This window comes from Desulfitobacterium sp. (assembly GCF_982384815.1).
In genome coordinates, this window is the sequence record NZ_CEVWNY010000001.1 from 21,455 (window position 1) to 44,880 (window position 23,426).

Below are 23,426 nucleotides of genomic sequence, written 5' to 3' on the forward strand. Positions count from 1 at the left end.
TTATAGCTTACGCCTTAGTAAAATACTGGCGATGCTTTGCGAGAGCTTATTCCGAACCGAACAAGTACGCGAGCAAGTTACCGAACAAGTTGAACACCTGATGGTGGTCTTGGGGAATTTGTGTCCGGCATTGGAACTTGGCTTGATCGTAATCTACGGAGGCTGAAAGAGCTTCAAATTCCCAAGCGTTTGGAAATTTGGGCTATCCAGATGGTCAACGGGTATGCACTTTGTCCAGCTATAGTTGCCAGGCTACAAATATTAACGGGTCATCTTACTTGAGTCTTTACATATTTATCCTGTTTAATATATAAAAAATCCTTAGAAAATGCTATACTCTTACTATAAAAGTACTACTACGAGGAGAGTGCAATATGGCAGCAAAAAAGAAAAAGCAAACAATCGGTGTTATTAATCAATTAGACCTGATTAAAAAATCGCCAAATAAAATGAATTCTTCCATGGAAATCATAAGACAGGGTGTAGGGGTTCACCGGGATAAAACCAAGTATAATCGGAAGAAAATGAAACAAAAAGAGTTTTACGATGGGTATCATTGTGTATCGGATTGGGCGGTATAGAATGATATCCATCATGGTTTTATATGTTATAATTAACTTGTTATTTTATGTAAGAATTGGTGATTTTACAACGAGACAAGATACCCCGCCGAGGCCCTCTATTAGTTTAGTAGGGAAGATGCGGAAGAATGTATTGGAATTGCCATGAAAGTTATTGAAATAAAGATCAAATTGTGTGTAACAGATAAATGAGAGCGAATCCTTTGAGGCAAAATCTAATATCTAATCCCGGGGGAGCTGGATTAGTAGAAATTATAGGGAGTTTTTAGATAACCAATGGACAAGTATGATATTTTAAAAAAACACTTCGGTCATACCGGGTTTCGCTCTGGACAGTCTGAGCTGATCGACAGCATCCTGGCTAAAAGGGATGTGCTGGGCATTATGCCTACCGGGGCAGGGAAATCCCTTTGCTATCAGGTTCCTGCCTTAATCCTGGAGGGAATAACTCTGGTGATCTCCCCCCTGATCTCCCTTATGAAAGATCAGGTCAACGCCTTGGTTCAAGCCGGGGTGAAAGCGGCTTACCTTAACAGTTCCCTTACTCCTAATCAGTATGCCGAGGTACTTCGCCGGGCTCAGAATGGAGTATATAAAATTATCTATGTAGCGCCGGAAAGACTGGTGGTGGATGAGTTTATCCGCTTTGCGGAACAGACCAGGATAGCTATGGTAACTGTGGATGAGGCCCACTGTGTTTCCCAATGGGGACAGGATTTTCGTCCGAATTACCTCAAGATAGTGGAATTCATTGAACTCCTTTCTTACCGCCCGGTTGTTAGTGCCTTTACCGCTACCGCCACCAAAGAAGTACGGGATGATATCATCGGTATCTTAAGGCTTCAGGATCCGCTTATCCTGACCACAGGTTTTAATCGGGAGAATCTTTATTTCGAGGTACAGAAGCCCCAGGATAAATTCAGCGCTTTGCTTAAAATATTGAGACAGAATAAGGAGAAAAGCGGCATCATCTATTGTGCTACGAGAAATACGGTGGAGACTGTCTGTCAGGATTTAAACCAATTGGGCTTCCCGGCTACCCGTTATCATGCCTGGCTAAGTGATAACGAACGCCATCGTAATCAGGATGATTTCCTCTATGACCGCCGTCCCCTCATGGTAGCCACTAATGCTTTTGGCATGGGCATAGATAAGTCCAATGTGGCCTTTGTCATTCATTTCAATATGCCGAAAAACCCGGAAAGCTATTACCAGGAAGCAGGTAGGGCCGGTCGGGACGGAGAGCCTGCGGATTGTATCCTGCTTTATAGTGGTCAGGATGTGAGGACCAATCAGTTTCTCATTGATCATGCCGAAGATAATCCCGACCTTCCGGCAGAGATGCAGGAAGAAGTTAAGAAAAGAGACCGGGAACGGCTCAAAATGATGACCTTTTATTGTGCGACCAGTGATTGCCTGCGCCAATATATCCTGAAATATTTCGGGGAAACCTCCGCCAATTACTGTGGTAACTGTTCCAATTGCAACACCCATTTTGAGACGGTGGACATTACCATCGAAGCCCAAAAGATCATTTCCTGTGTCTACCGGGTTGCCCAACAGCGCCGGAGTTTTGGCAAAAAAATGATCGCCGACATCCTCCATGGCAGCCAGAATGAAAAAATCAAGCGTATGCAACTGAACACTCTGTCCACCTATGGAATTATGGCCGACATGCCTGTAAATAGAATTCGCAGCATTCTTGATTATCTTATCGAAAAGGAATACCTCTTGCTGACAGCAGATGAGTACCCGGTGGTTAAACTCGTGGAACGCTCTGCCGAAATCATTAGAGACAAGCAACAGATTACGATGAAACTACCCAAAGAAATTCAGCCGGAAAAACCGCAATCACCGGCCTTTTACTATGTGGATAATGGTTTGTTGGCCGCCCTCAAAGAATTGCGGAAGCAATTGGCTGTGGAAGCTCACGTTCCTGCTTTTGTTATATTCTCCGATGCCACCCTCAGAGATATGTGTCAAAAACTCCCCCGGACCAAAGAAGAATTCCTGGAGGTGTCGGGTGTGGGAATGGTCAAAATGGAGAAATATGGGGAAGGGTTTACCCAAGTGATTAAGAATTACCTGGCCGACCATCCGGAAATCCAAACGGGGAGAAGCCTATCCCATCCCCTCCGGGGCAATGGGCAGGATGATGGAAATTCTGGTACCGATCTCCATTCTACTTAGAACTTCCAGGTGGCCGCCATGCCGCTCAGCATAGTATTTGGTGATAACTAAAAATTCATCATACAAAATTCGTTGATCTTCTTGACATTTTCTAACACGTTTTATAAAATACCATTATGAGTCTTTATGCTGTTATTTATGCCTGAGCCCCATAAAGCTGCATAACTGCCGAGTGTCTGAGCCCCACGAAGCAGATTGGACTGAATTCGGAAATTCAATTAAATTCGGAATTGATGGAGGGAAAACTTATGTCCACGTTCTTTGCGAAAGCGAATGCGGTGGAGCGTAAATGGTATGTCATTGACGCTGCAGGTCTCCCTTTGGGTCGTTTAGCTACTGAAGCTGCTCGCATCCTTAGAGGTAAACATAAACCGACCTTTACTCCCAACGTTGATGCAGGGGATCATGTGATCATCATCAACGCTGATAAAGTTATTTTAACCGGTAAAAAACTGGACCAAAAAATGTATCGCCGTCACTCAGGTTATCCCGGTGGTTTGAAAGAAACCCCCTACAGAAGGCTGATGCAAAACATGCCTGAAAGAGCAGTTGAGCATGCCGTCAAAGGAATGCTTCCTCATAATAAGCTGGGTGCTCAGATGTATACGAAGCTAAAAGTTTATCGTACCGAAAACCATCCGCATCAAGCGCAAAAACCCGAAATTTGGACCATTCAATAAACGGGAAGGAGGAAGATTAAATCATGGCTGCACAATTACAATATCAAGGAACCGGACGCCGTAAAAATGCGGTAGCTCGTGTTCGTCTTATTCCTGGAGAAGGAAAAATCACAGTTAACAAAAGAGAACTTGGCGAATACTTCGGCAAGAAAACTCTGGAAATGATCGTTCAACAACCGTTCGGGGTAACCGATACCCTTGGTAAATATGATGTTATCGCCCTTGCTCATGGTGGCGGTACTACCGGACAAGCCGGTGCTCTGCGCCTCGGAATTGCTCGCGCTCTTCTGAAAGCTGATGTTAGCCTACGCCCCGCTCTTAAGCGTGCAGGGTTCCTCACCCGTGACCCACGGATGAAGGAGCGTCGTAAATACGGCTTGAAGAAAGCCCGTAAGGCTCCACAATTCTCCAAACGTTAAGATCTTATTGCATCAAATCCACAACCGTCAAGGGATTCGTCCCTCGGCGGTTTTTTCATTTATACAGAAGCAGCGATTAATGAGATTTTTCGTATTATGCATACATCAAAGGTGCCGCCCGTTCGGCAAATGCCGCAAAAGAGACCACAGATATGATTGAAGGATCCATTAAAAAGGCTGAGGGCGGAACCAAAGATTGCCAGGGATACGGCTGGTGCTCTTAATAGAATCGTCAATGGCATTGAAAAAGTGTTAATCCCCCGCCGTAACGGCTGGGGGATTTTCTTTAGCTAGTCAGAAAGTGCAAGTCTGCGGGCGCATAAGGGCAGCCAGCGACTTCGCTTTCGCTAAAGCTCGGCGAAGCCGGGTTTTCTTTACCGGAGGCCTTGCCCCATCTGGGAATCCTGCCCGTTTTGCTGGATTTTTTGTTCCATGCCTCCTGCTGCAGTACCTTGCCCCATGTTAGAGCTTTGACCCATCTGCATGTTGGAACTTTGACCCATCTGCATGTTGGAGCTTTGCCCCGCCTGCGTGCCGGAGCCTTGTCCCATTTGCATAGATGAACCCTGTCCCATTTGCTGAGAACCTTGAGACATGCTCTGGAGTTGGGTTTGGGCTTGCTCGATAAAGTCGTTCATCTGGGATAAGGCCTTAGAAGATTGGATCGCTTGACTGGCTTGGTTTAAAGATTGTGTTGCCGATTGGAGGGCTTTCTGTAATTGATCCAGGCTTTGGGATTGCTCCTGCTTGGATTGATTTTTGAACTGATTCATTTGGTCGAATAGCTGGGTCAATTGTTGGTTTTGGTTTTGGTTTTGCCCCATACCGCCGCTTTGTGAACTAAGGCTGGACTGCAAGCTGGAAATAGATTGTTGCATTTGTTCGTATTGGGATCTTAGAGTACTTAACTCTTCTGCTACCTCCATTTCGGCTTTAAGTCCGGCTAGGCTGCTTAACCCTGAAGAGTTTTTGTTTGTAGTCATAATTGGCCTCCTATTATTAGAATTTTTTTAACCTAATTTAGATTGCCCAAGATTGAGTAAAAAATGTAGAGATAGATTGGGGAGCATTATGTGAAGGGTTGGGTTAAATCTGAAATTTTAAACTTCATATATTACTCAAGTATTACTCAAGCGATCGAATATAAGGCTGTCATGGGCTTGAGGGAATAAAAGAGGCCGCTGTGAATATTAATGGATTGGATGTTAAAGTTGCTATTGCCCCGAGGCTGTATTAATGGTGGCGGGCAACGAGTTCTAAGGGGGGCTTTGCTATGGCTAACAAGACATCAACCCAAGTCACTCCCACTCTGAAGCCTATCCTGGAAGAACTTTTCTTAAATAACCAGAGTTCGCCGGAGAAACTCCTCTATCTACTGGACAACTTAGATTATGAAACTCAGGACCTGCTGTTTTTCTACAGCAACCAAACCCGTCTTAAGCATTATGGACGACAAGTCTATCTAAGGGGACTCATCGAGTTTTCCAACATCTGTGGTCGCAATTGCAGTTACTGCGGAATCCGCAGGGATAACCCGCACGTGGACCGCTATCGACTTAACCGTGAAGAGATTTTGGCCTGCTGTCGCGCAGGACATAGTCTTGGTTACCGGACCTATGTCCTGCAAAGCGGGGAAGATCCCTACTATACGGATGAACAATTGGTGGATATTATTACTTCCATCAAGAAAGAGTTTCCCGAGGCAGCGGTTACCTTATCAGTTGGGGAAAGGTCCATGGAAAGCTATCAAAGGCTTTTTGAGGCCGGTGCCGATCGCTATTTATTACGGCACGAAACAGCCTCCGAAGCTTTGTATCAACGCTTACACCCGGATTCGGACTTTCATAACCGGCGTCAATGCCTGAAGAACTTAAAAGCCATCGGTTACCAGGTGGGAGCAGGATTTATGGTGGGTTTGCCAGGGCAGACCAACGAAGATCTGGTCAAGGATTTGTTGTTTATTAAAGAGTTAGGGCCGGAAATGGTAGGAATCGGGCCCTTTATTCCTCACAAGGAAACCCCTCTGGGCGAATCTAAGGGGGGGACCGTTGAGAAGACCCTGATCATGCTCGCCCTAGCCCGGTTGCTTTTACCCCAAGTCTTGCTTCCCTCGACCACCGCTATGGGAACCCTGGGTCCATTGGGCCGGGAAAAGGCGATAAAGGTGGGAGCGAACGTTGTCATGCCCAACCTTTCACCGGTTGGGGTCAGGGAAAAATACGAACTCTACGAAGGCAAAATCTGCAGCGGGGATGAATCGGCACATTGTCGTATCTGTATTGAAAACCGGATTAAAAGTGCAGGTTTTGAAGTCAATATGGGAAGGGGTGATCATCCATCATGGCGAAGCTAAAGGCCGATTTCATCGATCAGGAATATATTGAGACATTATTAGCAGAGGCAAAATCCCCCAATCCTGAAGAAACTGACGCCATCTTGGTCAAGGCTCAAGCTGCCCAAGGCTTAACCCATCAAGAAGTTGCCAAGCTGCTCCGGGTCGAGGATAGTGACACTCTGCAAAAACTTTTTCATGTAGCCGGAGAAATCAAAAAGAAAATCTACGGCAACCGGATCGTGATGTTTGCCCCTTTGTATATCAGTGATTACTGTGTCAATAACTGTATCTATTGCGGGTATCGCAGGGATAATTCATTTCACCGTCATCGGCTTACCCTGTCTGAGATTCAACAAGAGGTAAAATTGCTGGAGAAGATGGGGCATAAACGGATTGCCTTAGAAGCCGGTGAGGACCCGATTCATTGTGACCTCAACTATGTGCTCGGGGCTATCGATGCCATTTATGATACAGAAAATGAAAACGGCAGGATTCGCCGTATCAATGTGAATATTGCGGCAACCACCGTGGAAAATTACCGCAAACTTAAGGAAAAGAATATCGGAACTTACATTCTCTTTCAAGAGACCTATCACCGACCGACCTATGAGCAAGTTCATCCCCAGAGTATCAAAGGGGATTATGATTACCACACAACCGCTTTCGACCGCGCCATGGCGGCGGGGATTGAAGATGTAGGCGGCGGTGTTCTTTTCGGCCTCGCCGATTATAGATTCGAAGTGCTGGGACTCCTTCTACATAACGACCATTTAGAAGAAAAATACAAGGTAGGTTTCCACACTATATCCGTACCCCGGCTGAAGAAAGCGGTCGGAATGGATTTGACCCAATTTCCTCATCTCGTGGACGATGCCACCTTCAAAAAGATTGTGGCCATCATGCGTGTGGCCGTACCCTATACAGGCCTTATCCTTTCCACTCGGGAAACTGCCGAACTGAGAAAAGAAGTTATCCATTATGGGGTCTCTCAAGTCAGTGCCGGTTCGGCGGTGGGCGTGGGGGGATATAAAGAGCTGGAGGAGAACAGAGCCACAGACCAGTTTGAAGTGGGAGATCATCGAACGCCTCTCCAAGTTCTCAAGGACCTGCTGGACGATGATTTTCTCCCCAGCTATTGCACAGCCTGTTATCGGCAGGGACGGACAGGGGATCGTTTTATGCGGCTGGCAAGAACGGGACAGATCCAAAACGTCTGCGGACCTAACGCCCTGATGACTCTTATGGAGTTCATCCAAGACTACGGTGATCAAGAAATCAGGAAACTAGGGGAGAAGGTCATCGCCAGGGAAGTGGAGAAAATCGCCCGCCCCGACCGCCAAGCCCTTGTGCTCAAGAATCTGGAGCGCATCAATCAGGGTGAGCGGGATCTGTATCTATGAATATGAACCGAACCGCAACAGCCAATCAGCCCCATATCGCCATTTTCGGCAATAGAAATGCCGGGAAATCCTCCTTGTTAAATGCCCTGGTCGGTCAGGAAATCGCTTTGGTGTCCCCGGTTAAAGGGACAACCACCGACCCGGTGCAAAAGACCATGGAGTTGATTCCCTTTGGGCCGGTAGTCTTTATTGATACGGCCGGCCTTGATGATGAGGGAGAGCTGGGTGAACTCCGGGTGGAGAGATCCTTAAAGGTGCTGCAAAAAACCGACTTAGCGATTTATGTATCGAACATTAATGACCTGGATCCAGCCTCGGAAACGGAATCTTGTGAGCAAGCGCTGGCCAACTTCCGCAAATTCAATACGCCCTACTTGAGGGTTATTAATAAGATAGATACCGTTTCACAGTCGAAACTGGAAGAGATCAAAGGAAATAAAAGCCGGGGAAATAAGGATGCGGTAGAGACCCGGTATACGAGTACACAGAAAAAGGATTCCGGGGATCAGGATAAACCAGTTTATGTATCCTCCCTTAAAGGTACAGGCATTCCGGAGTTGCGGGAACAATTGATTGAGATCCTACAGGATTCGACCAAGGATCCGGCTATCGTGGGGGATTTACTACCCTATAATAGTACGGTGGTTCTTGTGGTTCCCATCGATTCCGAAGCTCCTCAAGGGAGACTGATCCTGCCTCAGGTTCAAATCATTCGGGATTGCTTGGATCACGGTCTAAAGTGTCACGTAGTAAGAGATACGGAACTGGAGTCGGCCCTGGGTGAATTGCCGAAGGTGGATTTAGTGATCACGGATTCCCAAGCCTTCCAACAAGTAAGTGCGATGGTTCCTGCTGCAATTAAGTTAACCTCTTTCTCTATCCTGTTTGCACGCCTTAAAGGAGATCTGACTGAGTTGATTCGCGGAGCTTCTCAACTGCAAAGTTTAAAGGCCGGAGCCAAAATCCTCATGATGGAAAGCTGCTCCCATAACCATTCCCATGAGGATATCGGCCACGTCAAAATCCCTAATTTTCTCACTAAAAAATTAGGGAATACCTTGAACTTTGATTTTAAAATGGGTCAAGACTTCCCGGACAACCTGGAAGAATATGACATGGTTATCCACTGCGGTTCCTGTATGCTGAATAAAAAGACCATGGACTCCAGAATCCGAATCTGCCGCTCGAAAGGAATCCCCATCACCAACTATGGCATCGTTTTGGCCTACCTGAATGGGATTATGGACAGGGCGGTTGGGATCTTCGATGAGAACCCTGAGAGTAAACCGAACCAAGAAGAGACCGCGTTTTTAAATTGGGCCTAATTTGAAACCCATAGCTGGGAATTTATATTTATAGATTTTAACAACTGTTTGACTAGTATAACTAATTATAAAATTGAGAAAATTTTAATAATTTATTGACTCCCCTATTTATTCGTATTAAGATAAATTTAAACATATCAAAAATATGACCAGCTAACAAATAAATATTAATATAGAGAACCCAGTCGTTAAATCTGGTCTGAGCCGTTAAAGTATTTTAAGCAGATGATCTTTGGCTCGAATTGTGACCAGATATTAGTTTATACAAATTCGGGGAGGTGAAAAGGGCTATTGGGGTGACCATAGTCACCCGTCCGGAGGGAAAAGGTAGACAGTAAAACGGAGGAAATTTTAAAGAGAAAAGAGGTTAGATCATGAGTAATGAGGTAGGTTTGAGAAGTTCAGAGAATTCATATCATTTCTTGATTCGCCGTATTCATTCTCTCTTAGGATTATTACCAATTGGTATCTTCCTAACATTCCACATGTGTTTGAACCTCGCGGCCCGTTTTGGCCCCGCTCAATATGATAAGGTAATTGGGACTATGCAAAGTATCCCGGGAATTTTCATGATCGAAATGATTATTATTTTTGTTCCAATTATCCTTCATGCGATTTATGGCACTTGGGTGGTTTATACCGGCCAAAGCAACGTGCTGCGCTATAAATACGCCCGTAACTGGTTCTATATCATCCAACGTATTTCCGGAATCTATACTGTAGTCTTCGTTGCGGCCCATGTATTTGCACTCCGCTTCGGGGAAGCGAGCTTTGCTGGAATGCAGAGTGCTATCGCGAATCCCTTGGGACTTATTTTTTATGCTCTCGGAATTATTCTTGCTATCTTCCACTTTACCAACGGCCTTTGGGCTTTTGCTATAACCTGGGGTCTTACAATTGGCCCTAAGGCTCAACAAAAATGGACCTATGTATGTGCGGCCATTTTTGTTGTGATGACTTTTGTTGGGCTCTTAGATCTTGCCGCCTTTATGTAAGAATAACCATAGTTCATAGTCTATAAAAAAGATTAAGAGGTGAAGAGGATGAGTAAGGTAATTGTGGTAGGCGGTGGACTAGCCGGTCTCATGGCTACCAGTAAGATCGCAGAAGAAGGGACGCCGGTAGATTTATTCTCTTTAGTACCGGTGAAACGCTCCCATTCCGTATGTGCCCAAGGTGGAATCAATGGAGCGGTTAATACCAAAGGGGAAGGAGACTCACCCTGGGAGCATTTTGATGATTCGGTCTATGGAGGGGACTTCCTAGCTAACCAACCACCGGTTAAAGCTATGTGTGATGCGGCCCCGGGAATCATTCATCTTATGGACCGCATGGGTGTAATGTTTAACCGGACCCCGGAAGGGTTATTGGATTTTCGGCGCTTTGGCGGAACCAAACATCATCGGACGGCTTTTGCCGGAGCAACTACCGGGCAACAGCTTTTATATGCTTTGGATGAACAAGTTCGCCGCTTTGAAGTGGAGGGTTTGGTTAAAAAATATGAGGGCTGGGAGATGCTGTCCGCCGTCATTGATGACGGGGTGTGTAAGGGTATTGTGGCCCAAGACCTTAAAGATATGAGCATTCACAGCTTTGCCGCCGATGCAGTGATCGTGGCCGTTGGGGGCTGCGGTATGATCTTTGGCAAAAGCACCAATTCCACCATTAATACAGGCTCTGTCGCCTCAGCCCTTTACCAGCAGGGCGTCAAATATGCTAATGGGGAATTTATTCAAATCCACCCCACAGCCATTCCGGGAGAGGATAAACTGCGGCTGATGTCCGAGTCCGCTCGGGGTGAGGGTGGACGTGTTTGGACTTATAAGGATGGTAAGCCTTGGTACTTCCTAGAGGAGATGTATCCGGCTTATGGTAACCTTGTTCCCCGGGATATTGCTACAAGGGCTATCTACCATGTAGTCTTTGACTTAGGTTTAGGGGTTAACGGAGAAAACATGGTCTATTTAGATCTTTCCCATAAAGATCCCCATGAGCTCCAGGTCAAACTGGGTGGAATCCTGGAGATCTACGAAAAATTTGTTGGGGATGACCCTAAGAAGGTTCCCATGCGGATCTTCCCGGCAGTCCATTACTCCATGGGCGGACTGTGGGTAGATTTTGACCAAATGACCAATATCCCAGGTCTCTTTGCCGCTGGAGAATGTGAATATCAATATCACGGAGCCAATCGACTGGGGGCTAATTCCTTGCTCTCAGCGATCTTCGGCGGAATGATTGCCGGTCCTAAGTCTGTGGAATATATTAAGAAAAATAAACTTAAGACACCGACCGGGGAAGAGGAGGCTTTTGCCCGGGAACAAAAACTTCAGGAAGAGATTTGGAAACAGATCCTTAATATGAAAGGTGAAGAAAATCCTTATCGTATTCATGAGGAACTTGGCAATATCATGACTCAAAATGTCACAGTCATACGTTACAACGACAAACTAGCAGAGACTGACCGTAAAATCCAAGAATTGCTGAAACGCTGGGAGAACATCAAGCTTATCGATAATGTAAATTGGAGCAATCAGACTGCCGTATTTATTCGTCAACTTTGGAATATGTTAGAGCTGGCCCGGGTGATTACCCTTGGAGCCCTGAACCGTAACGAAAGCCGTGGAGCCCATTATAAGCCCGACTATCCGGAGCGGGATGATGCCAACTGGCTGAAAACCACCATCGCTACCTATACCAAGACCGGTCCGGAGCTTAGCTATGAACCGGTAGATGTGTCGCTTATTCCGCCAAGACCACGGCGTTATGATGTAGAGAAATAGGAGGTGGAGTTTATGTCAGGGCAAAAGGTCGTTAAACTTAAAATACGTCGTCAAAATGCACCCGGTCAACAAATGTTTTGGGAAGAGTTTGAAGTTCCTTACAGTCCTAAGATGAACATCATCTCTTGCCTCATGGAGATTCAGAAGAACCCTGTCAATGCTCAGGGACAAAAAACTAACCCAGTGGTCTGGGAGTGTAACTGTCTTGAGGAAGTCTGCGGGGCTTGTACAATGAATATTAATGGCCAAGCCAGGCAAGCCTGCTCGGCTCTAGTGGATCAATTAGAACAGCCTATCGTCCTCGAGCCATTAACAAAGTTCCCCCTTATCCGGGATTTAATGGTCGATCGGACTATTATGTTTGAGAATTTGAAGAAGGTTCACGCTTGGATCGATATTGACGGCACCTATGATCTGGGTCCTGGGCCTCGGATGGCTGAGGTAAAAAGACAATGGGCCTATGAGCTTTCCAAGTGTATGACCTGTGGTTGCTGCATGGAGTCCTGTCCTCAGGTTAACTCCCGCTCCAAATTCATTGGGCCGGCAGCCATTTCCCAAGCCCGTCTCTTTAACACTCATCCCTCTGGGGAGATGCATAAGCATATCCGTTTATCCGCCTTAATGGGTGACGGTGGCATCACCGACTGCGGCAATGCCCAGAACTGTGTGCGGGCCTGCCCCAAGGAAATCCCGCTGACCACCAGCCTCGCCGATATGAATAAAGAGGTCAACAAATTTGCGCTCAAACGGTGGTTAAATAGCTAGCAGGAATTGATATAGTTTTATCGAAGGAATAAAGAACGCGGCTGAATTAGACAGCCGCGTTTCTTTGTGCGTGTACGCCTGACATAGCGCCACTACTAATGAATCGTTATATCGGTACGGACCCTATTACTTTTTAGTATTTAGGCTTCAATGGCATCAGCCTCATCGCTTATCGGCAGATTAACCCTTGATGCGGTAATAGCGGCAATAATTTTCTTAGGATCATCCAGTATTTCTACGGAAGGCATAACCTTAAGATCTGCCACCGTGATCTTATCCCCTAAAGCCATATCTCCAACATCGACAAGGATACACTCAGGGATATCTATACCGGGGCCGGAAAGCTCGATTTCAGAAAAATAGGGCTGGAGAATGAGTCTCTTTTCATTGAGCTGTTCACTTCCCTCAAAGATAAGCGGAACTTTCATTTTTACAACTTGGTCTTCACGAACCACTTGCATGGCAATATGAATAGGCTTTCCTAACCTTGGGTCCCTTTGAATCTCTTGGACGAAGCATTGCTTGGTCTCATCCCCTAATATCACAGAGATTTTGGCCTTCTCGGAACGTCCCTGAAGTACTTTTTGCAGCTTTCTTTCATCAAACTTCACACTGATGGAGTCCATACCTTTACCGTAGAGTACTCCAGGCACAAAACCGTTATTCCTAGCTTTCTTAGGTTTTTCTTTCCTTTCAATGGCTTGAAGTGCAGTTTCGTTCATCTGTTTTACCCTCCATTCTTTGGTACGCCGTCAACATATAACATAACAATATTTGTTAGTCATAACAATATTTACTTTATCTCCTTTAAACCAGAAAGTCAAAGTCCAAAGGCTTTCATAATCCAAGGACAAAGCAACTTACGGCTTCAAAGGACGTGGGAAGTTGTCTTTCCTGCTTATTCCTCTAAGACAATGAGCTGGTGCTATTACTACTTATTCGGTAGTTTTAACACCAGCTCACAATTTTAGGGTATAGTTAGGGGCAGAATTTTACTTTTAAGTTTTACATTAATCCTACCAGTTTAGGCAGGGTAAGAACACCGGCGAGGATGACGAAGTAAGCAAAGAAATCTAACCAGAAACCGGTCCTGATCATCTTGGTGATAGGAACTAAACCTGAGCCGTAGACGATGGCATTCGGTGGTGTTGATACAGGAAGCATAAAGGCCATGGAGGCGGCTAAGCCGGCACCGAGAGCCGGTGGAATGGGGTTTACACCTGCTTGCGTGGCGATGGCAATAACAATAGGCACGATCATGGTGGCGGCAGCTGTATTAGAGGTGGTTTCAGTTAAGAGCATGGAGATAAAGATTGCTAAAGCAGTAATAGTGATCAGTGTGCTTGCTCCGGTTAGGCCAACCAATCCATTACCGATTACTTCGGCAAGACCGGTCGAAAACATGAGATCCCCGAGAGCAATACCACCACCGAAGAGAAGAAGGGTTCCCCAGTCAATGTTCATGGCTTGCTTAACTGTTAAAGTAAACTCCCGTTTTTGCCAGTTAGTAGGCAGAACAAAGAGGAGACAGGCTGCCAGGAGGGCAACAACGGACTCGGGCATTACGGCTGAGAAGGACTTGTAAAGGGGACCGCTGGTACCTTGGAAAATCGCAACAATTCCGGGGAAAACCCATAGACTAACTGCTACCAGGAAGGCGATTAAGGCATTGATTTGGCCACGGGTCCAAGAACCAAGAGTTCTCCTTTGTTCCTCGATATAGGCGGAACTTGATGAAGCATCCTTTTGCGGCGGGGGATAAACCTTGGAAATATAGAAGTAAAGGAAGATGAACATTATGAGCATAATGGGAACGGTCATGATCATCCAGGAAACAAAGGGAATTTTCACCCCAAGAATATTCTCGATATTGGCGAGGGTGATTAAGTTCGGCGGGCTGCCGATGGGTGTACCGATTCCTCCGATACTGGCAGTATAGGCAACCATAAGCATCATACCGGTACCGAACTTGGTCTTGCCTGCAGCTTCTGATTTAAGATTCATGATAGCTGCCAATACCCCTAAACCAATGGGGTACATCATAGCGGCGGTGGCGGTATTGGATAGCCACATAGAAAGGAAGGTAATAATGGCACCGAAGGCAAAGAGAATTCGGTAGGCGTTCCCTTTGACTGTGTTCATGGACAGAATACCGATGGCGAAACGGCGATCCAGACCTTGAACGGCCATTGCTTCAGCTAGGATAAAACCACCCAGAAACAGCATGATGGTTGGATTAGAATAAGCCGTAAAAACCTTTGCGGCAGTGGTAACACCAAAAATAACAGTTAGAACCGGACCCAGAATGGCCGCAATGGGAATGGGAATCGCTTCGGTAACCCAACAGGTGATGGTAAAGGCGAAAATTGCAGCAAGCTTATGAGCTTCTGGGGTAAGTCCCGGCATTGGCATAAAATAAATTAAAATGAAAAGTGCTGGAGCGAGAAAAAAGCCAATAGTCTTGCGCGCTCGTTCAAATTTCTCTTCTGCTTCAGAGATCGTTGTGGACGGCTGTTGGTTTAATTCTGTAGACATAGATTGTCCTCCCCTCGATTTTGCCCTCTTTCTACTTGGGCATTTATATAGGTTTTTCTCCCTCTACCCGATCCGAAATAATACTGCCCTCCTTTCCCTTCTATCTATAGTCCCGACTGTAGTCTCGAAAAAAATCGGGATATGTCTATTATACCTTTTATAAGAAAATTTTGAATATATAAAATTTAAAAAATCTTAATATATTTTAGAACAATCTCGGAAACTGAATAGCCTTTACTCATATTCAAAATTTTCGGGAGGCCTTTCCAGGGAGGAATAATGCCAAGCATCTCGCCCATAAATTTTTGAAGGGATGTCGTATCCAGCCTAGTGAAGTGAGGAGGGGAAATTCATGAAGATTAAGCAAAAGTGGTTAAAAAAACGTAGCATAAAGAAACATAGAAGCTTAGTCAAGTTTGGAATTGGGGTTTTTGTGCTCGCGTTTATTTTTTTTACCGGTAACCTGATGTGGAAGACTAATCAACAGGGAGAAAAAAGTTGGAGCTGGACTATTGGCAATCAGGTAATCTTAATTGATGCCGGACATGGTGGTGTTGACCCCGGGGCGGTAGGTAAGATCAGTCTGGAAAAAGACATTACCTTGAATATTTCCAAACGTCTGCAACTTCTTATCCATCAGGCTGGGGGCAAACCCGTCATGGTTCGGGAAATGGATGTGGACTTGGGCACTTCTGAAGGCTTGGCCAAGAGAAAAAGAGAGGATCTGGCTCAACGAATCCAGTTGGCCAAAGATTCACAAGCAGATGTCTATCTAAGCATTCATGTGAATAGTTCCCCCAATAAATCCTTAACGGGACCACAGGTTTTTTATCATGGGGATTCCCCGGAAGGAAAGATGCTGGCTGAGGCTATTCAAGTGGAGTTGAATAAGCTGGCCGGAACCAAACGGATAGCCAAATCCAATCAGGACCTCTTCATATTAAAAAAAGCCGAACAGGCCGCGGTGACAGTGGAAGTAGGCTTCCTTTCCAATCTCCGGGAGGAGCAGAGGCTCAATGAGACGGATTACCAACATCAGTTGAGTGTGGCCATTTATCAGGGATTGTCCGAGTACTGCCGGAGGTTACAAAAAGAGGGAATTACCGCAAAAAGCGAAGTCGTTCCAACCATTGAGATAAATTAAGCAGAAGCCGGGTTTTCTCTAAAAAGAAGGAAATGCGGGTTATTATCCCGAATAAATTACTTCATGCTCTTCAAGCTCAATGTAGCGGAGAAGTATTTAGGAGGGAATCGCGGTATGAATCTACTACCCATCCTGTTGTTTATATTAGGTTTGGCCTGTCTCATTTGGGCAATGAAAATAGGTAATTCCTCTGGAAAATCAAGTCAGGAAATATTGACTATTCTTCAAGGTTTGGCCGGAGTAAAAAAGGAAGTCAGCCAGGTTCAAAGAGGCTTGCGGGAAGTAAAAGCCCAGTTAGGAGATCATGAACTGAGACTGATTCGTAACGAAAATGTTCAAGCCGATCTCCGCTCCGAGGTCAACGCCCAGAAGATCAATCTAAGTCAATTAACTTCGTCCACAATGCACAATTTTGATCAGGCCCCGGCACAATCTAATTCAATTTCTCAAGCACAGATTCCGATACAACCCCATGTTTACTCTCGCAAGTGTGAGCCTTCATCCCCATACAATTTGTATAATGGGCTCCCCACTCCTGAGGAAGCTCCTACCCAAGCTCTCCCGGAAAAATATCAATGGGTATTGGAACTATCTAATCAAGGTTGGTCCGTGGCGGAAATTGCCGGTCACCTGGCAATCAGTCGGGACGCCGTTAATATGGTCTTGAGAACGGCCCCTCAAGGAAAGGGGCTGGGATTATGAAAATATCCCGCTCCTATTTATTAGGATTGGGTTCTGGGCTCATCTTAAGTGCTCTGATCGCTATGGTGGTCCCACCGGTGAGCATCAATATCGCCGGGGGCCCGGCGGTCAATCAGGGGGCCGATCAAGGAGCTAATCAAGAAACTAATAAAGGACCAAACCCCAAAAACGATCCCAAAAGCAACCAAGAAAGTAACCAGGATAGAAATATTACCAATAATGAAAATCCGGGTGGACAAACCAATGATAATAATTTGGGTGCTAAAGGAAATCAAGGCGTAAGTACTGATCAAAAAGACAAGGGGACTCAAGAAACAGAGAAAAACCAAGGTGTCTTCACAATCCCCAACGGATCAACTGCCGACAGAATTGCTGATCTACTCTTGGCAGAAGGCTGGATTTCCTCGAAAGAGGAGTTCCTTGACCTTGTTAAAGAAAGAAACCTCGCCAGCCGTTTCCGCGCTGGTAGCTTTAAATTAACTCAAGGGATGGGTGTCGAAGAGATTTTAGAGAAACTTATTCCCTAAACTCCTCCGATCTAACGCAATGCCAAGAGGAATTAATAGCTTGTCATTCTTTCAAAGAATGCCAGGCTGTTTTTGCTTTTTGACTTTATTATGACAAGGTTTCCAGAAACAGTTAAGAGGGAACAAGTTTTTAAAAACGAATAAAAGAGGTGGTTTAAAAAAGTATCTGTTTACTTTTATATAATTTAGGAGGATTAATCTTGAGTGTTTATGCTAAGTTGTGGAGAATTTACGATTTATATCCAGTAAAAGCTATAGCGAGTAGGTATTTAACGTCTCTTACCTTGCTATGTGTCTTTTTCTTATCTACAATGAGTCTCATATTTCCGTCACATGTACATGCCGCCACCACGCTTCCTAGGATTTCTGGGGCGGATCGATATGGTACGGCACTTGCCGTTTCCCAAAAAGGTTGGGGGACCTCTGAGAATGTGGTTTTGACAACTGGTGAGGATTTTCCTGATGCCCTTAGTGCTGCTCCCTTGGCGAAGCAATTGGATGCTCCTCTATTGCTTACATCCAGTAAAGATCTAAGCACGACACTCCAAACGGAATTACAACGGCTAAAGGCGAAGAACGTCTATCTGGTTGGTGAAGAGGGTGCGATTTCCGTCAAAGTGGAAAACGCTCTTAAAGGCCTTGGGTATGTTGTAAAGCGTATTGGGGGGCATGACCGTTATGAAACTTCATTAAACCTTGCAACTTTTCTCATGGAGAATTTTGATATAGGTAATGAGATTGCTATAGCCACAGGCAGTAACTTTCCAGACGCACTCGCCATTGCGCCGATCGCCGCTAAACAAGGTATGCCTATTATATTATCTAAGAAGACCTCGTTTCCAGAGGGGTTAAAGGAGTATCTCGTAGAGCATAATATCGAAAAAGCCTTTGTTATTGGTGGAACGGGAGTAATCAGTAATAATGTTCTGCAACAATTACCTAATCCCCTAAGGCTTTGGGGATCTAATAGATATGAAACAAATATATCGATTTTAAATGCATTCTATGACACCGTCGATTTTAGGAAGATCTTCGTAGCCACTGGAAAGGATTTTCCAGATGCTCTTGCGGGGGCTGCTTTAGCTGCTAAAACAGGTTCTCCACTCATATTAGCTAGTGAGTATGGAGTGGGGATTTCAACTCAATCACTCTACAACGAAAAGATAGATCAAATCTGGGCTTTGGGTGGCGAAGGAGCATTAACCCCTTATGCCCTCCAGCGGGTGAAATCGATTCTAGATTATGGTGTTACTAATCAAATTGGGAACGCTTCAGGAAATTTAGCTTCCGGTGGCCTTGCAGCGGAACAGGGGGATTATATCTATTTCTATCAAAAGACAGGCGAAGGGAATAATGGTGCAATTTATAGAATGCGAAAAGATGGTACGAATAAGGTTAAACTTGGTGAAACGGGGGCTGACATTTCCCCTAATCCATATATTAATGTGGTAGGGGACTGGATATATTATCGTAAATCTAGCCCTGTTCAAATTCTAAAGGAAAACGATTACAGCACGAAGCCCGAAACCATAACCGTATATTCCGGAAGTATCTATAAAATGAGAACCGATGGTACGCAAAACACCAAAATTAGCAACGATAACGCTTCTAATATTCATGTCATTGATGGATGGATTTACTATCATACAGCCAAATACAGTAATCTTGACGCAATCACCGATCCTGGAATATATAAAGTAAGGACCGATGGGACACAAAAGGTCAAACTGTTTGATTTTGGACCAACTGGCTATGAAGGTGGCCGAATTATCAATATTGCCGATGGTTATATATTTTTTGAACATGGTAATGCCGGTTGGCGAATTACCCTCGACGGCAAAGACAAATCTAAAGTCATCGATGCAGCCATGTATTTGGCCTTTGGGACAAAAGACTGGCTTTATTGCGTGGATAATTTGTTTACTAATTATACACAAATTTATAAAATAAAACCTAACGACATTCCGGATGATTTTGAGGAAAGAATTGTTATCTATGACGATGGGTATTCCGGAACTTGGCTTAACCTTTCCGGGACATATCTTTACTTTACTGGATCGAATGGAATTTATAAGATCAAAACCGATGGAACTGGATTAACTAAGATCAGTGCAGGAGGAGGCTTAAGTGAGGTCGGTGATGCCTCCAAGCTCGGCATGAGTATGAATCTTAGTTATATTGATGGATATGTTTATTACAACTGCTATAACTACAATAGATCAGGGGTTAGCGAAACCTTCAGGATCAAGGCTGATGGGTCGGACCCAGCGAATAAAGAGGTGCCTTAAGACTCTTTGGAAATACAAGCGTTACCCATGTAAACAGGGATTCAGAAAGAGGTTATTGTAGTATATCTTTAGTTTTGCAGTAAGAGGATGAAGGCTCTTGCTGCTTTTTTTGTATATAAATCCCTCCTCTTTGAAAAGCTTAATAGGAGAGTTAAGAGCATTTTGAGGAGATGGAAAAAAGAAGGTAATTAAAAAGAAGAACAGTAAAAGAATGAGAATTTAAAAACGAAAGAAGGGGTTGCCGGTGGACAAAAGAACCGTACGTATTATCGGAGTACCTATCGACTTAGGAGCAGATCGGCGCGGGGTGGATATGGGCCCTAGTGCCATTCGCTATGCGGGCCTTCATGGACGCTTGAAGAAACTGGGCTGGGAAGTGGAGGATGTAGGTAATATTGATGTTCCTATCGCGGAGACTCGGGAAATTAAAGATCCCATGCTGAAATATCTGCCGGAGATCTCCGGAGTTAATCAAAAACTCTATCCCTTGGTGGCCCAGGCCATTAAGGATGGAGTTATTCCCCTGGTAATCGGAGGGGACCATAGCCTCGGAATCGGTTCCTTGGCCGGGTGTGCGGCCAGCGGTAAGCGGTTCGGGGTAATCTGGTTCGATACTCATGGGGATTATAACTCCGTGGATACCACCTCCAGCGGCAATATCCATGGCATGCCCCTAGCCATTGCTAACGGCATAGGTGCTAAGGAGTTGATCGGGATCGGTGGCTCGGAGCGAAAAATTAAGGAGGAAAACACGGTGATTATCGGGGCCCGGGATTTTGATGATGAAGAACGGGAAGCGATTCGGAAATCCCAGATCACAGTGTTTACCATGAGTGATATTGATCGGCTGGGGATGGAAGTGGTAGTAAGAAAAGGCCTGGAGATCGCCAATCAGGGAACAGAGGGCGTCCATATCAGCTTTGATCTGGATGTGCTGGATCCGACTGAGGCTCCTGGAGTGGGCACCCCGGTCCAAGGCGGCATGACTTATCGGGAGGCCCATTTGGCTTTGGAGATGGTTGCCGAGTGTCAATGCCTCTTAAGTATGGATGTGGTCGAAGTCAACCCAATTTTAGATATTCAGAATAAAACTGCGGAACTGGCCGTAGGATTAATTGGGTCGGCCTTTGGTCAAAGGATTTATTAGTAGCATAATCGCGCAAGAAGTTTTAAAATAAAAGAGGAGTGAAACTTTTTTGATGTAAAACACGTAGAACATAATGAGAGATGTAAAGAAGACTTGGCTTGCGCTAAGCCTCTGCGCAGGCGGAAGTCTTGGTCGCCCTTATGCGCCGTGAAAATTGTGCTATCCGAATAGCTATCAAAGAGATAGGAGCGGCTTGTCATTATGGAAGATGCTGAATTAATTCAGCAAGTTCTGATGGGAAAGCATGAGCAATATTCTTTGCTCGTACAGCGCTATCAGGAACCTTTAATTCATTTTTTACGTGGAATTCTTGGCACGGAGGATGAAGTTTTTGACTGTGCCCAAGAGGCTTTTTTAGCGGCCTATAAGAATCTCTGGCGCTATTCCGCCGCCTATACTTTTCGGTCCTGGCTCTATGCTATCGCTCGGAATAAAGCCATAGACTTAATTCGTAAGAAAAAGAAGGAAGTTCCTTTAACTATCGATGAAAGCGTTGCCGATCATCAGCCGGGACCGGAGGAGACTTGGCTTAATAAGGAGCGGGAACTGGAACTTCAAGCTATCCTTCAAGAATTACCCGAGCATTACCGACAAGCCCTGTATCTTCGTTACCAACAGGAGTTAAGTTATGAGGAAATCAGCACCGTTTTAAATATTCCCGTTAGCTCAGTTAAGACTCATCTTCATCGGGGCAAAGAAAGGCTCCGTCAGCTCATGGAAAGGAGGAAGATCCATGAAGGAAATGGATGAAATGCTTAAAGAGTTATTTCGTGATAAACCCATTGCTCAGGAGCCTTTGCAAAAAATGAATGCAGTCATCATGGAGCAGATTCTTGCTAGCCCTATTGATTTTGAGGAAAAACGTTTACTAGCTCAGCGGCGGAAATGGGGCTTTATTTTCCTTGCTGCCGTTATGGTCCTGTCCCTAAGCTTCTTCCTGCTCAATTGGTTTATGGGACCTTGGCTAAAGACGGGGCTATTCAATAGCATAGTTTGGCTTACAGCCCATATACCGACCTTAGAATGGGTCTTGGGAAGGTGGGGCTGGCTCTCAGATAAATGGGAAATTCTCAAGCATATTAGAGTGGGTTATCAATTCTTTTGGGGTCAATACGGTTTGGCAATTGTGGGAATTTTGTTTGTTTGGGTTCTCTTTGAGGGTATACGAGATAAAGGAAACTTACATCAGAAGGAGTTTTAATGCCATCTGCTGATTGATTTATCCACGCAGTAGATAATCTATGCTTGCAAAGAGATGGAGATGTTTCAATGGATGCCGTAAAGATGTTCTTTAGAGATCAGGCTCAGGTCATCTGGAGGGAGGCATGGGAGGCAGCACATAAAATAGGTAATAATCCGGAACTGGGGTATCAGGAGTTTTTTGCGGTTGAAACCTTAACCCAACTGTTGAAAAAACATGGGTTTGCGATCGAGCAGCCGGCCGCCGCTTTGGAAACAGCCTTTATTGCCCGGTTTAAAGGCTATAAGCCCGGCCCCTGTATAGCCTTTTTGGCGGAATACGATGCCTTGCCCGGGATCGGCCATGCTTGTGGACATAATTTAATTGGAGCCGCCGGTGCGGGAGCGGCAATCACCTTAAGTAAGAGCCTGGAACTTCCCGGTGAGGTCTGGGTGGTAGGCAGTCCCGCTGAGGAAACCAGCGGCGGTAAAGTCGTCCTAGTAGATAAGGGTATCTTTGAAAAAGTAGATGCTGCCCTGATGTTTCACCCGGGAAGTCAGAATGTAGCGGAGATTTCCTCCTTAGCCCTAGATGCTTTGGAGTTTGTTTTTTTAGGTAAGCCCGCCCATGCGGTGGCAGCCTCTCATTATGGGGTCAATGCCCTGGATGTATTAATCGATTTTTTTAACCGTATCAATGAGCTAAAGAAAATATTGCCCCCGGATGTGTATATCAACGGGATCATCAAAGAGGGCGGGACTTCGCCGAATGTGGTACCGGAACGCACTGTAGCTCAGTTTTACCTGCGGGCACGCCGGCGAAAGGATCTGGATAATTTTCGCAGGCAGGTTGTTCGCTGTGCAAAAGAGGCGGCGGCGGCCTTTTCCGCAAAAGTTAATTGGGGCAAATTTGAGCATTCTTACGATGAGATGCGAACCAATCGCACCCTAGCCGGGGCTTTTGAGGAGAATCTGCTGGAATTGGGTGTGCGCAATATTTCTCCCCCTCAAACTGCTATGGGTTCTGTAGATATGGGCAATGTCAGTAGGGTTGTTCCCGCCATACACCCGTATTTAACCCTGGGAGGGGGCTTTAATATTCCCCATACCCGTGACTTTACCCTTGCCTGCATTTCATCCCCTGGAGAGCGTTTACTCCTATTAGCAATTCAATCCTTGGCCCTGACCGGTTGGGATGTTTTAAATAATCCGCAGCTTTTAAGTCGGATAAAGCGGGAATTTCGGGGGTCTACCCCCCTCAAGGTTCGACAAAAATCTGCAGGGGTTTAATTTTATTAGCCTGCCGTTACTTGGAAAAATAAGTAGCGGCATTTTGTTTATGCCCTGTAATCCTGAGCATATGCGAAGGATCTTTTTCGTGCGCAAAAGTATCTGCGGGTACATAGGGCGACTGGAAGCATTTTAAACA

At 45.3% G+C, this 23,426-nt stretch carries 22 protein-coding genes; 19 read left to right on the forward strand and 3 right to left on the reverse strand.

Features of this window, described 5'->3' with window-relative positions:
* Positions 1-374: 374 nt before the first annotated feature.
* The 5 genes from AC1U9U_RS00100 (at position 375) to AC1U9U_RS00120 (ending at position 4,164) form a co-directional block, all read left to right on the forward strand.
* Positions 375-581 (forward strand): hypothetical protein, encoded by a 207-nt coding sequence (locus AC1U9U_RS00100; protein ID WP_479958508.1) that lies wholly within the window; start codon positions 375-377, stop codon positions 579-581.
* A gap of 276 nt (positions 582-857) precedes the next feature.
* Positions 858-2,771 (forward strand): DNA helicase RecQ, encoded by a 1,914-nt coding sequence (gene recQ / locus AC1U9U_RS00105; RefSeq protein ID WP_479958509.1) that lies wholly within the window; start codon positions 858-860, stop codon positions 2,769-2,771.
* Positions 2,772-3,019: 248 nt separating this feature from the next.
* Positions 3,020-3,451, forward strand: coding sequence for a 50S ribosomal protein L13 (rplM, locus tag AC1U9U_RS00110; RefSeq protein WP_479958510.1), 432 nt, complete (start codon positions 3,020-3,022; stop codon positions 3,449-3,451).
* Positions 3,452-3,474: 23 nt separating this feature from the next.
* A complete protein-coding gene (gene rpsI, locus AC1U9U_RS00115; RefSeq protein WP_479958511.1) occupies positions 3,475-3,870 on the forward strand; it encodes a 30S ribosomal protein S9 in 396 nt (131 codons plus the stop codon).
* A gap of 156 nt (positions 3,871-4,026) precedes the next feature.
* The gene (locus AC1U9U_RS00120) at positions 4,027-4,164 is read left to right on the forward strand and encodes a hypothetical protein (protein WP_479958603.1); all 138 of its coding nucleotides are present in this window, start codon (positions 4,027-4,029) and stop codon (positions 4,162-4,164) included.
* An 80-nt stretch (positions 4,165-4,244) separates the two neighbouring features.
* Here AC1U9U_RS00120 and AC1U9U_RS00125 read toward each other — a convergent pair whose 3' ends face one another.
* Positions 4,245-4,853: a hypothetical protein gene (locus AC1U9U_RS00125; RefSeq protein WP_479958512.1), complete on the reverse strand. Its 609-nt coding sequence runs from the start codon at positions 4,851-4,853 to the stop codon at positions 4,245-4,247.
* Between the two features lie 326 nt (positions 4,854-5,179).
* Between AC1U9U_RS00125 and hydE the strand changes: the two genes are divergently transcribed.
* From hydE to sdhB, 6 genes are all read left to right on the forward strand, one after another.
* Positions 5,180-6,223, forward strand: a complete 1,044-nt coding sequence (hydE, locus tag AC1U9U_RS00130) for a [FeFe] hydrogenase H-cluster radical SAM maturase HydE (RefSeq protein WP_479958594.1) — start codon at positions 5,180-5,182, stop codon at positions 6,221-6,223.
* On the forward strand, positions 6,211-7,605 hold the full coding sequence (gene hydG / locus AC1U9U_RS00135) for a [FeFe] hydrogenase H-cluster radical SAM maturase HydG (RefSeq protein WP_479958513.1): 1,395 nt from the start codon (positions 6,211-6,213) through the stop codon (positions 7,603-7,605). The genes hydE and hydG overlap by 13 nt, the downstream gene beginning before the upstream one ends.
* 2 nt (positions 7,606-7,607) lie before the next feature.
* Positions 7,608-8,930, forward strand: coding sequence for a [FeFe] hydrogenase H-cluster maturation GTPase HydF (gene hydF / locus AC1U9U_RS00140; protein ID WP_479958595.1), 1,323 nt, complete (start codon positions 7,608-7,610; stop codon positions 8,928-8,930).
* A 374-nt stretch (positions 8,931-9,304) separates the two neighbouring features.
* Positions 9,305-9,925: a succinate dehydrogenase cytochrome b558 subunit gene (locus AC1U9U_RS00145; protein ID WP_479958514.1), complete on the forward strand. Its 621-nt coding sequence runs from the start codon at positions 9,305-9,307 to the stop codon at positions 9,923-9,925.
* A gap of 48 nt (positions 9,926-9,973) precedes the next feature.
* Positions 9,974-11,710 carry a succinate dehydrogenase flavoprotein subunit gene (gene sdhA, locus AC1U9U_RS00150; RefSeq protein ID WP_479958515.1) on the forward strand — a complete coding sequence of 579 codons (1,737 nt, stop codon included), beginning with the start codon at positions 9,974-9,976 and terminating at the stop codon, positions 11,708-11,710.
* 12 nt (positions 11,711-11,722) lie between these two features.
* On the forward strand, positions 11,723-12,475 hold the full coding sequence (gene sdhB / locus AC1U9U_RS00155) for a succinate dehydrogenase iron-sulfur subunit (RefSeq protein ID WP_479958516.1): 753 nt from the start codon (positions 11,723-11,725) through the stop codon (positions 12,473-12,475).
* A gap of 140 nt (positions 12,476-12,615) precedes the next feature.
* Here the strand turns inward: sdhB and AC1U9U_RS00160 are convergent, their stop codons facing one another.
* Both AC1U9U_RS00160 and AC1U9U_RS00165 read right to left on the reverse strand, forming a co-directional pair.
* Entirely contained in the window at positions 12,616-13,197 is a 582-nt protein-coding gene (locus tag AC1U9U_RS00160) for a 50S ribosomal protein L25 (protein WP_479958517.1), read from the reverse strand.
* A 283-nt stretch (positions 13,198-13,480) separates the two neighbouring features.
* Positions 13,481-15,010 carry an SLC13 family permease gene (locus AC1U9U_RS00165; RefSeq protein WP_479958518.1) on the reverse strand — a complete coding sequence of 510 codons (1,530 nt, stop codon included), beginning with the start codon at positions 15,008-15,010 and terminating at the stop codon, positions 13,481-13,483.
* A 466-nt stretch (positions 15,011-15,476) separates the two neighbouring features.
* Between AC1U9U_RS00165 and AC1U9U_RS00170 the strand changes: the two genes are divergently transcribed.
* The 8 genes from AC1U9U_RS00170 to AC1U9U_RS00205 all read left to right on the forward strand — a co-directional run bounded on the left by AC1U9U_RS00170 (position 15,477) and on the right by AC1U9U_RS00205 (position 23,287).
* Positions 15,477-16,154 (forward strand): N-acetylmuramoyl-L-alanine amidase, encoded by a 678-nt coding sequence (locus AC1U9U_RS00170; RefSeq protein WP_479958596.1) that lies wholly within the window; start codon positions 15,477-15,479, stop codon positions 16,152-16,154.
* A 114-nt stretch (positions 16,155-16,268) separates the two neighbouring features.
* Positions 16,269-16,856, forward strand: coding sequence for a sigma-70 family RNA polymerase sigma factor (locus AC1U9U_RS00175; protein ID WP_479958519.1), 588 nt, complete (start codon positions 16,269-16,271; stop codon positions 16,854-16,856).
* Positions 16,853-17,383, forward strand: coding sequence for an ABC transporter substrate-binding protein (locus AC1U9U_RS00180; protein WP_479958520.1), 531 nt, complete (start codon positions 16,853-16,855; stop codon positions 17,381-17,383). The genes AC1U9U_RS00175 and AC1U9U_RS00180 overlap by 4 nt, the downstream gene beginning before the upstream one ends.
* A 200-nt stretch (positions 17,384-17,583) precedes the next feature.
* Positions 17,584-19,671 carry a cell wall-binding repeat-containing protein gene (locus AC1U9U_RS00185; protein WP_479958521.1) on the forward strand — a complete coding sequence of 696 codons (2,088 nt, stop codon included), beginning with the start codon at positions 17,584-17,586 and terminating at the stop codon, positions 19,669-19,671.
* A gap of 244 nt (positions 19,672-19,915) precedes the next feature.
* Positions 19,916-20,818 carry an arginase gene (gene rocF, locus AC1U9U_RS00190; protein ID WP_479958522.1) on the forward strand — a complete coding sequence of 301 codons (903 nt, stop codon included), beginning with the start codon at positions 19,916-19,918 and terminating at the stop codon, positions 20,816-20,818.
* Positions 20,819-21,019: 201 nt separating this feature from the next.
* Positions 21,020-21,568 carry an RNA polymerase sigma factor gene (locus AC1U9U_RS00195; RefSeq protein WP_479958523.1) on the forward strand — a complete coding sequence of 183 codons (549 nt, stop codon included), beginning with the start codon at positions 21,020-21,022 and terminating at the stop codon, positions 21,566-21,568.
* Positions 21,552-22,019: a hypothetical protein gene (locus AC1U9U_RS00200; protein ID WP_479958524.1), complete on the forward strand. Its 468-nt coding sequence runs from the start codon at positions 21,552-21,554 to the stop codon at positions 22,017-22,019. Before AC1U9U_RS00195 ends, AC1U9U_RS00200 begins: the two co-directional genes overlap by 17 nt.
* A gap of 68 nt (positions 22,020-22,087) precedes the next feature.
* On the forward strand, positions 22,088-23,287 hold the full coding sequence (locus AC1U9U_RS00205) for a M20 family metallopeptidase (protein ID WP_479958525.1): 1,200 nt from the start codon (positions 22,088-22,090) through the stop codon (positions 23,285-23,287).
* Positions 23,288-23,426: the final 139 nt, after the last annotated feature.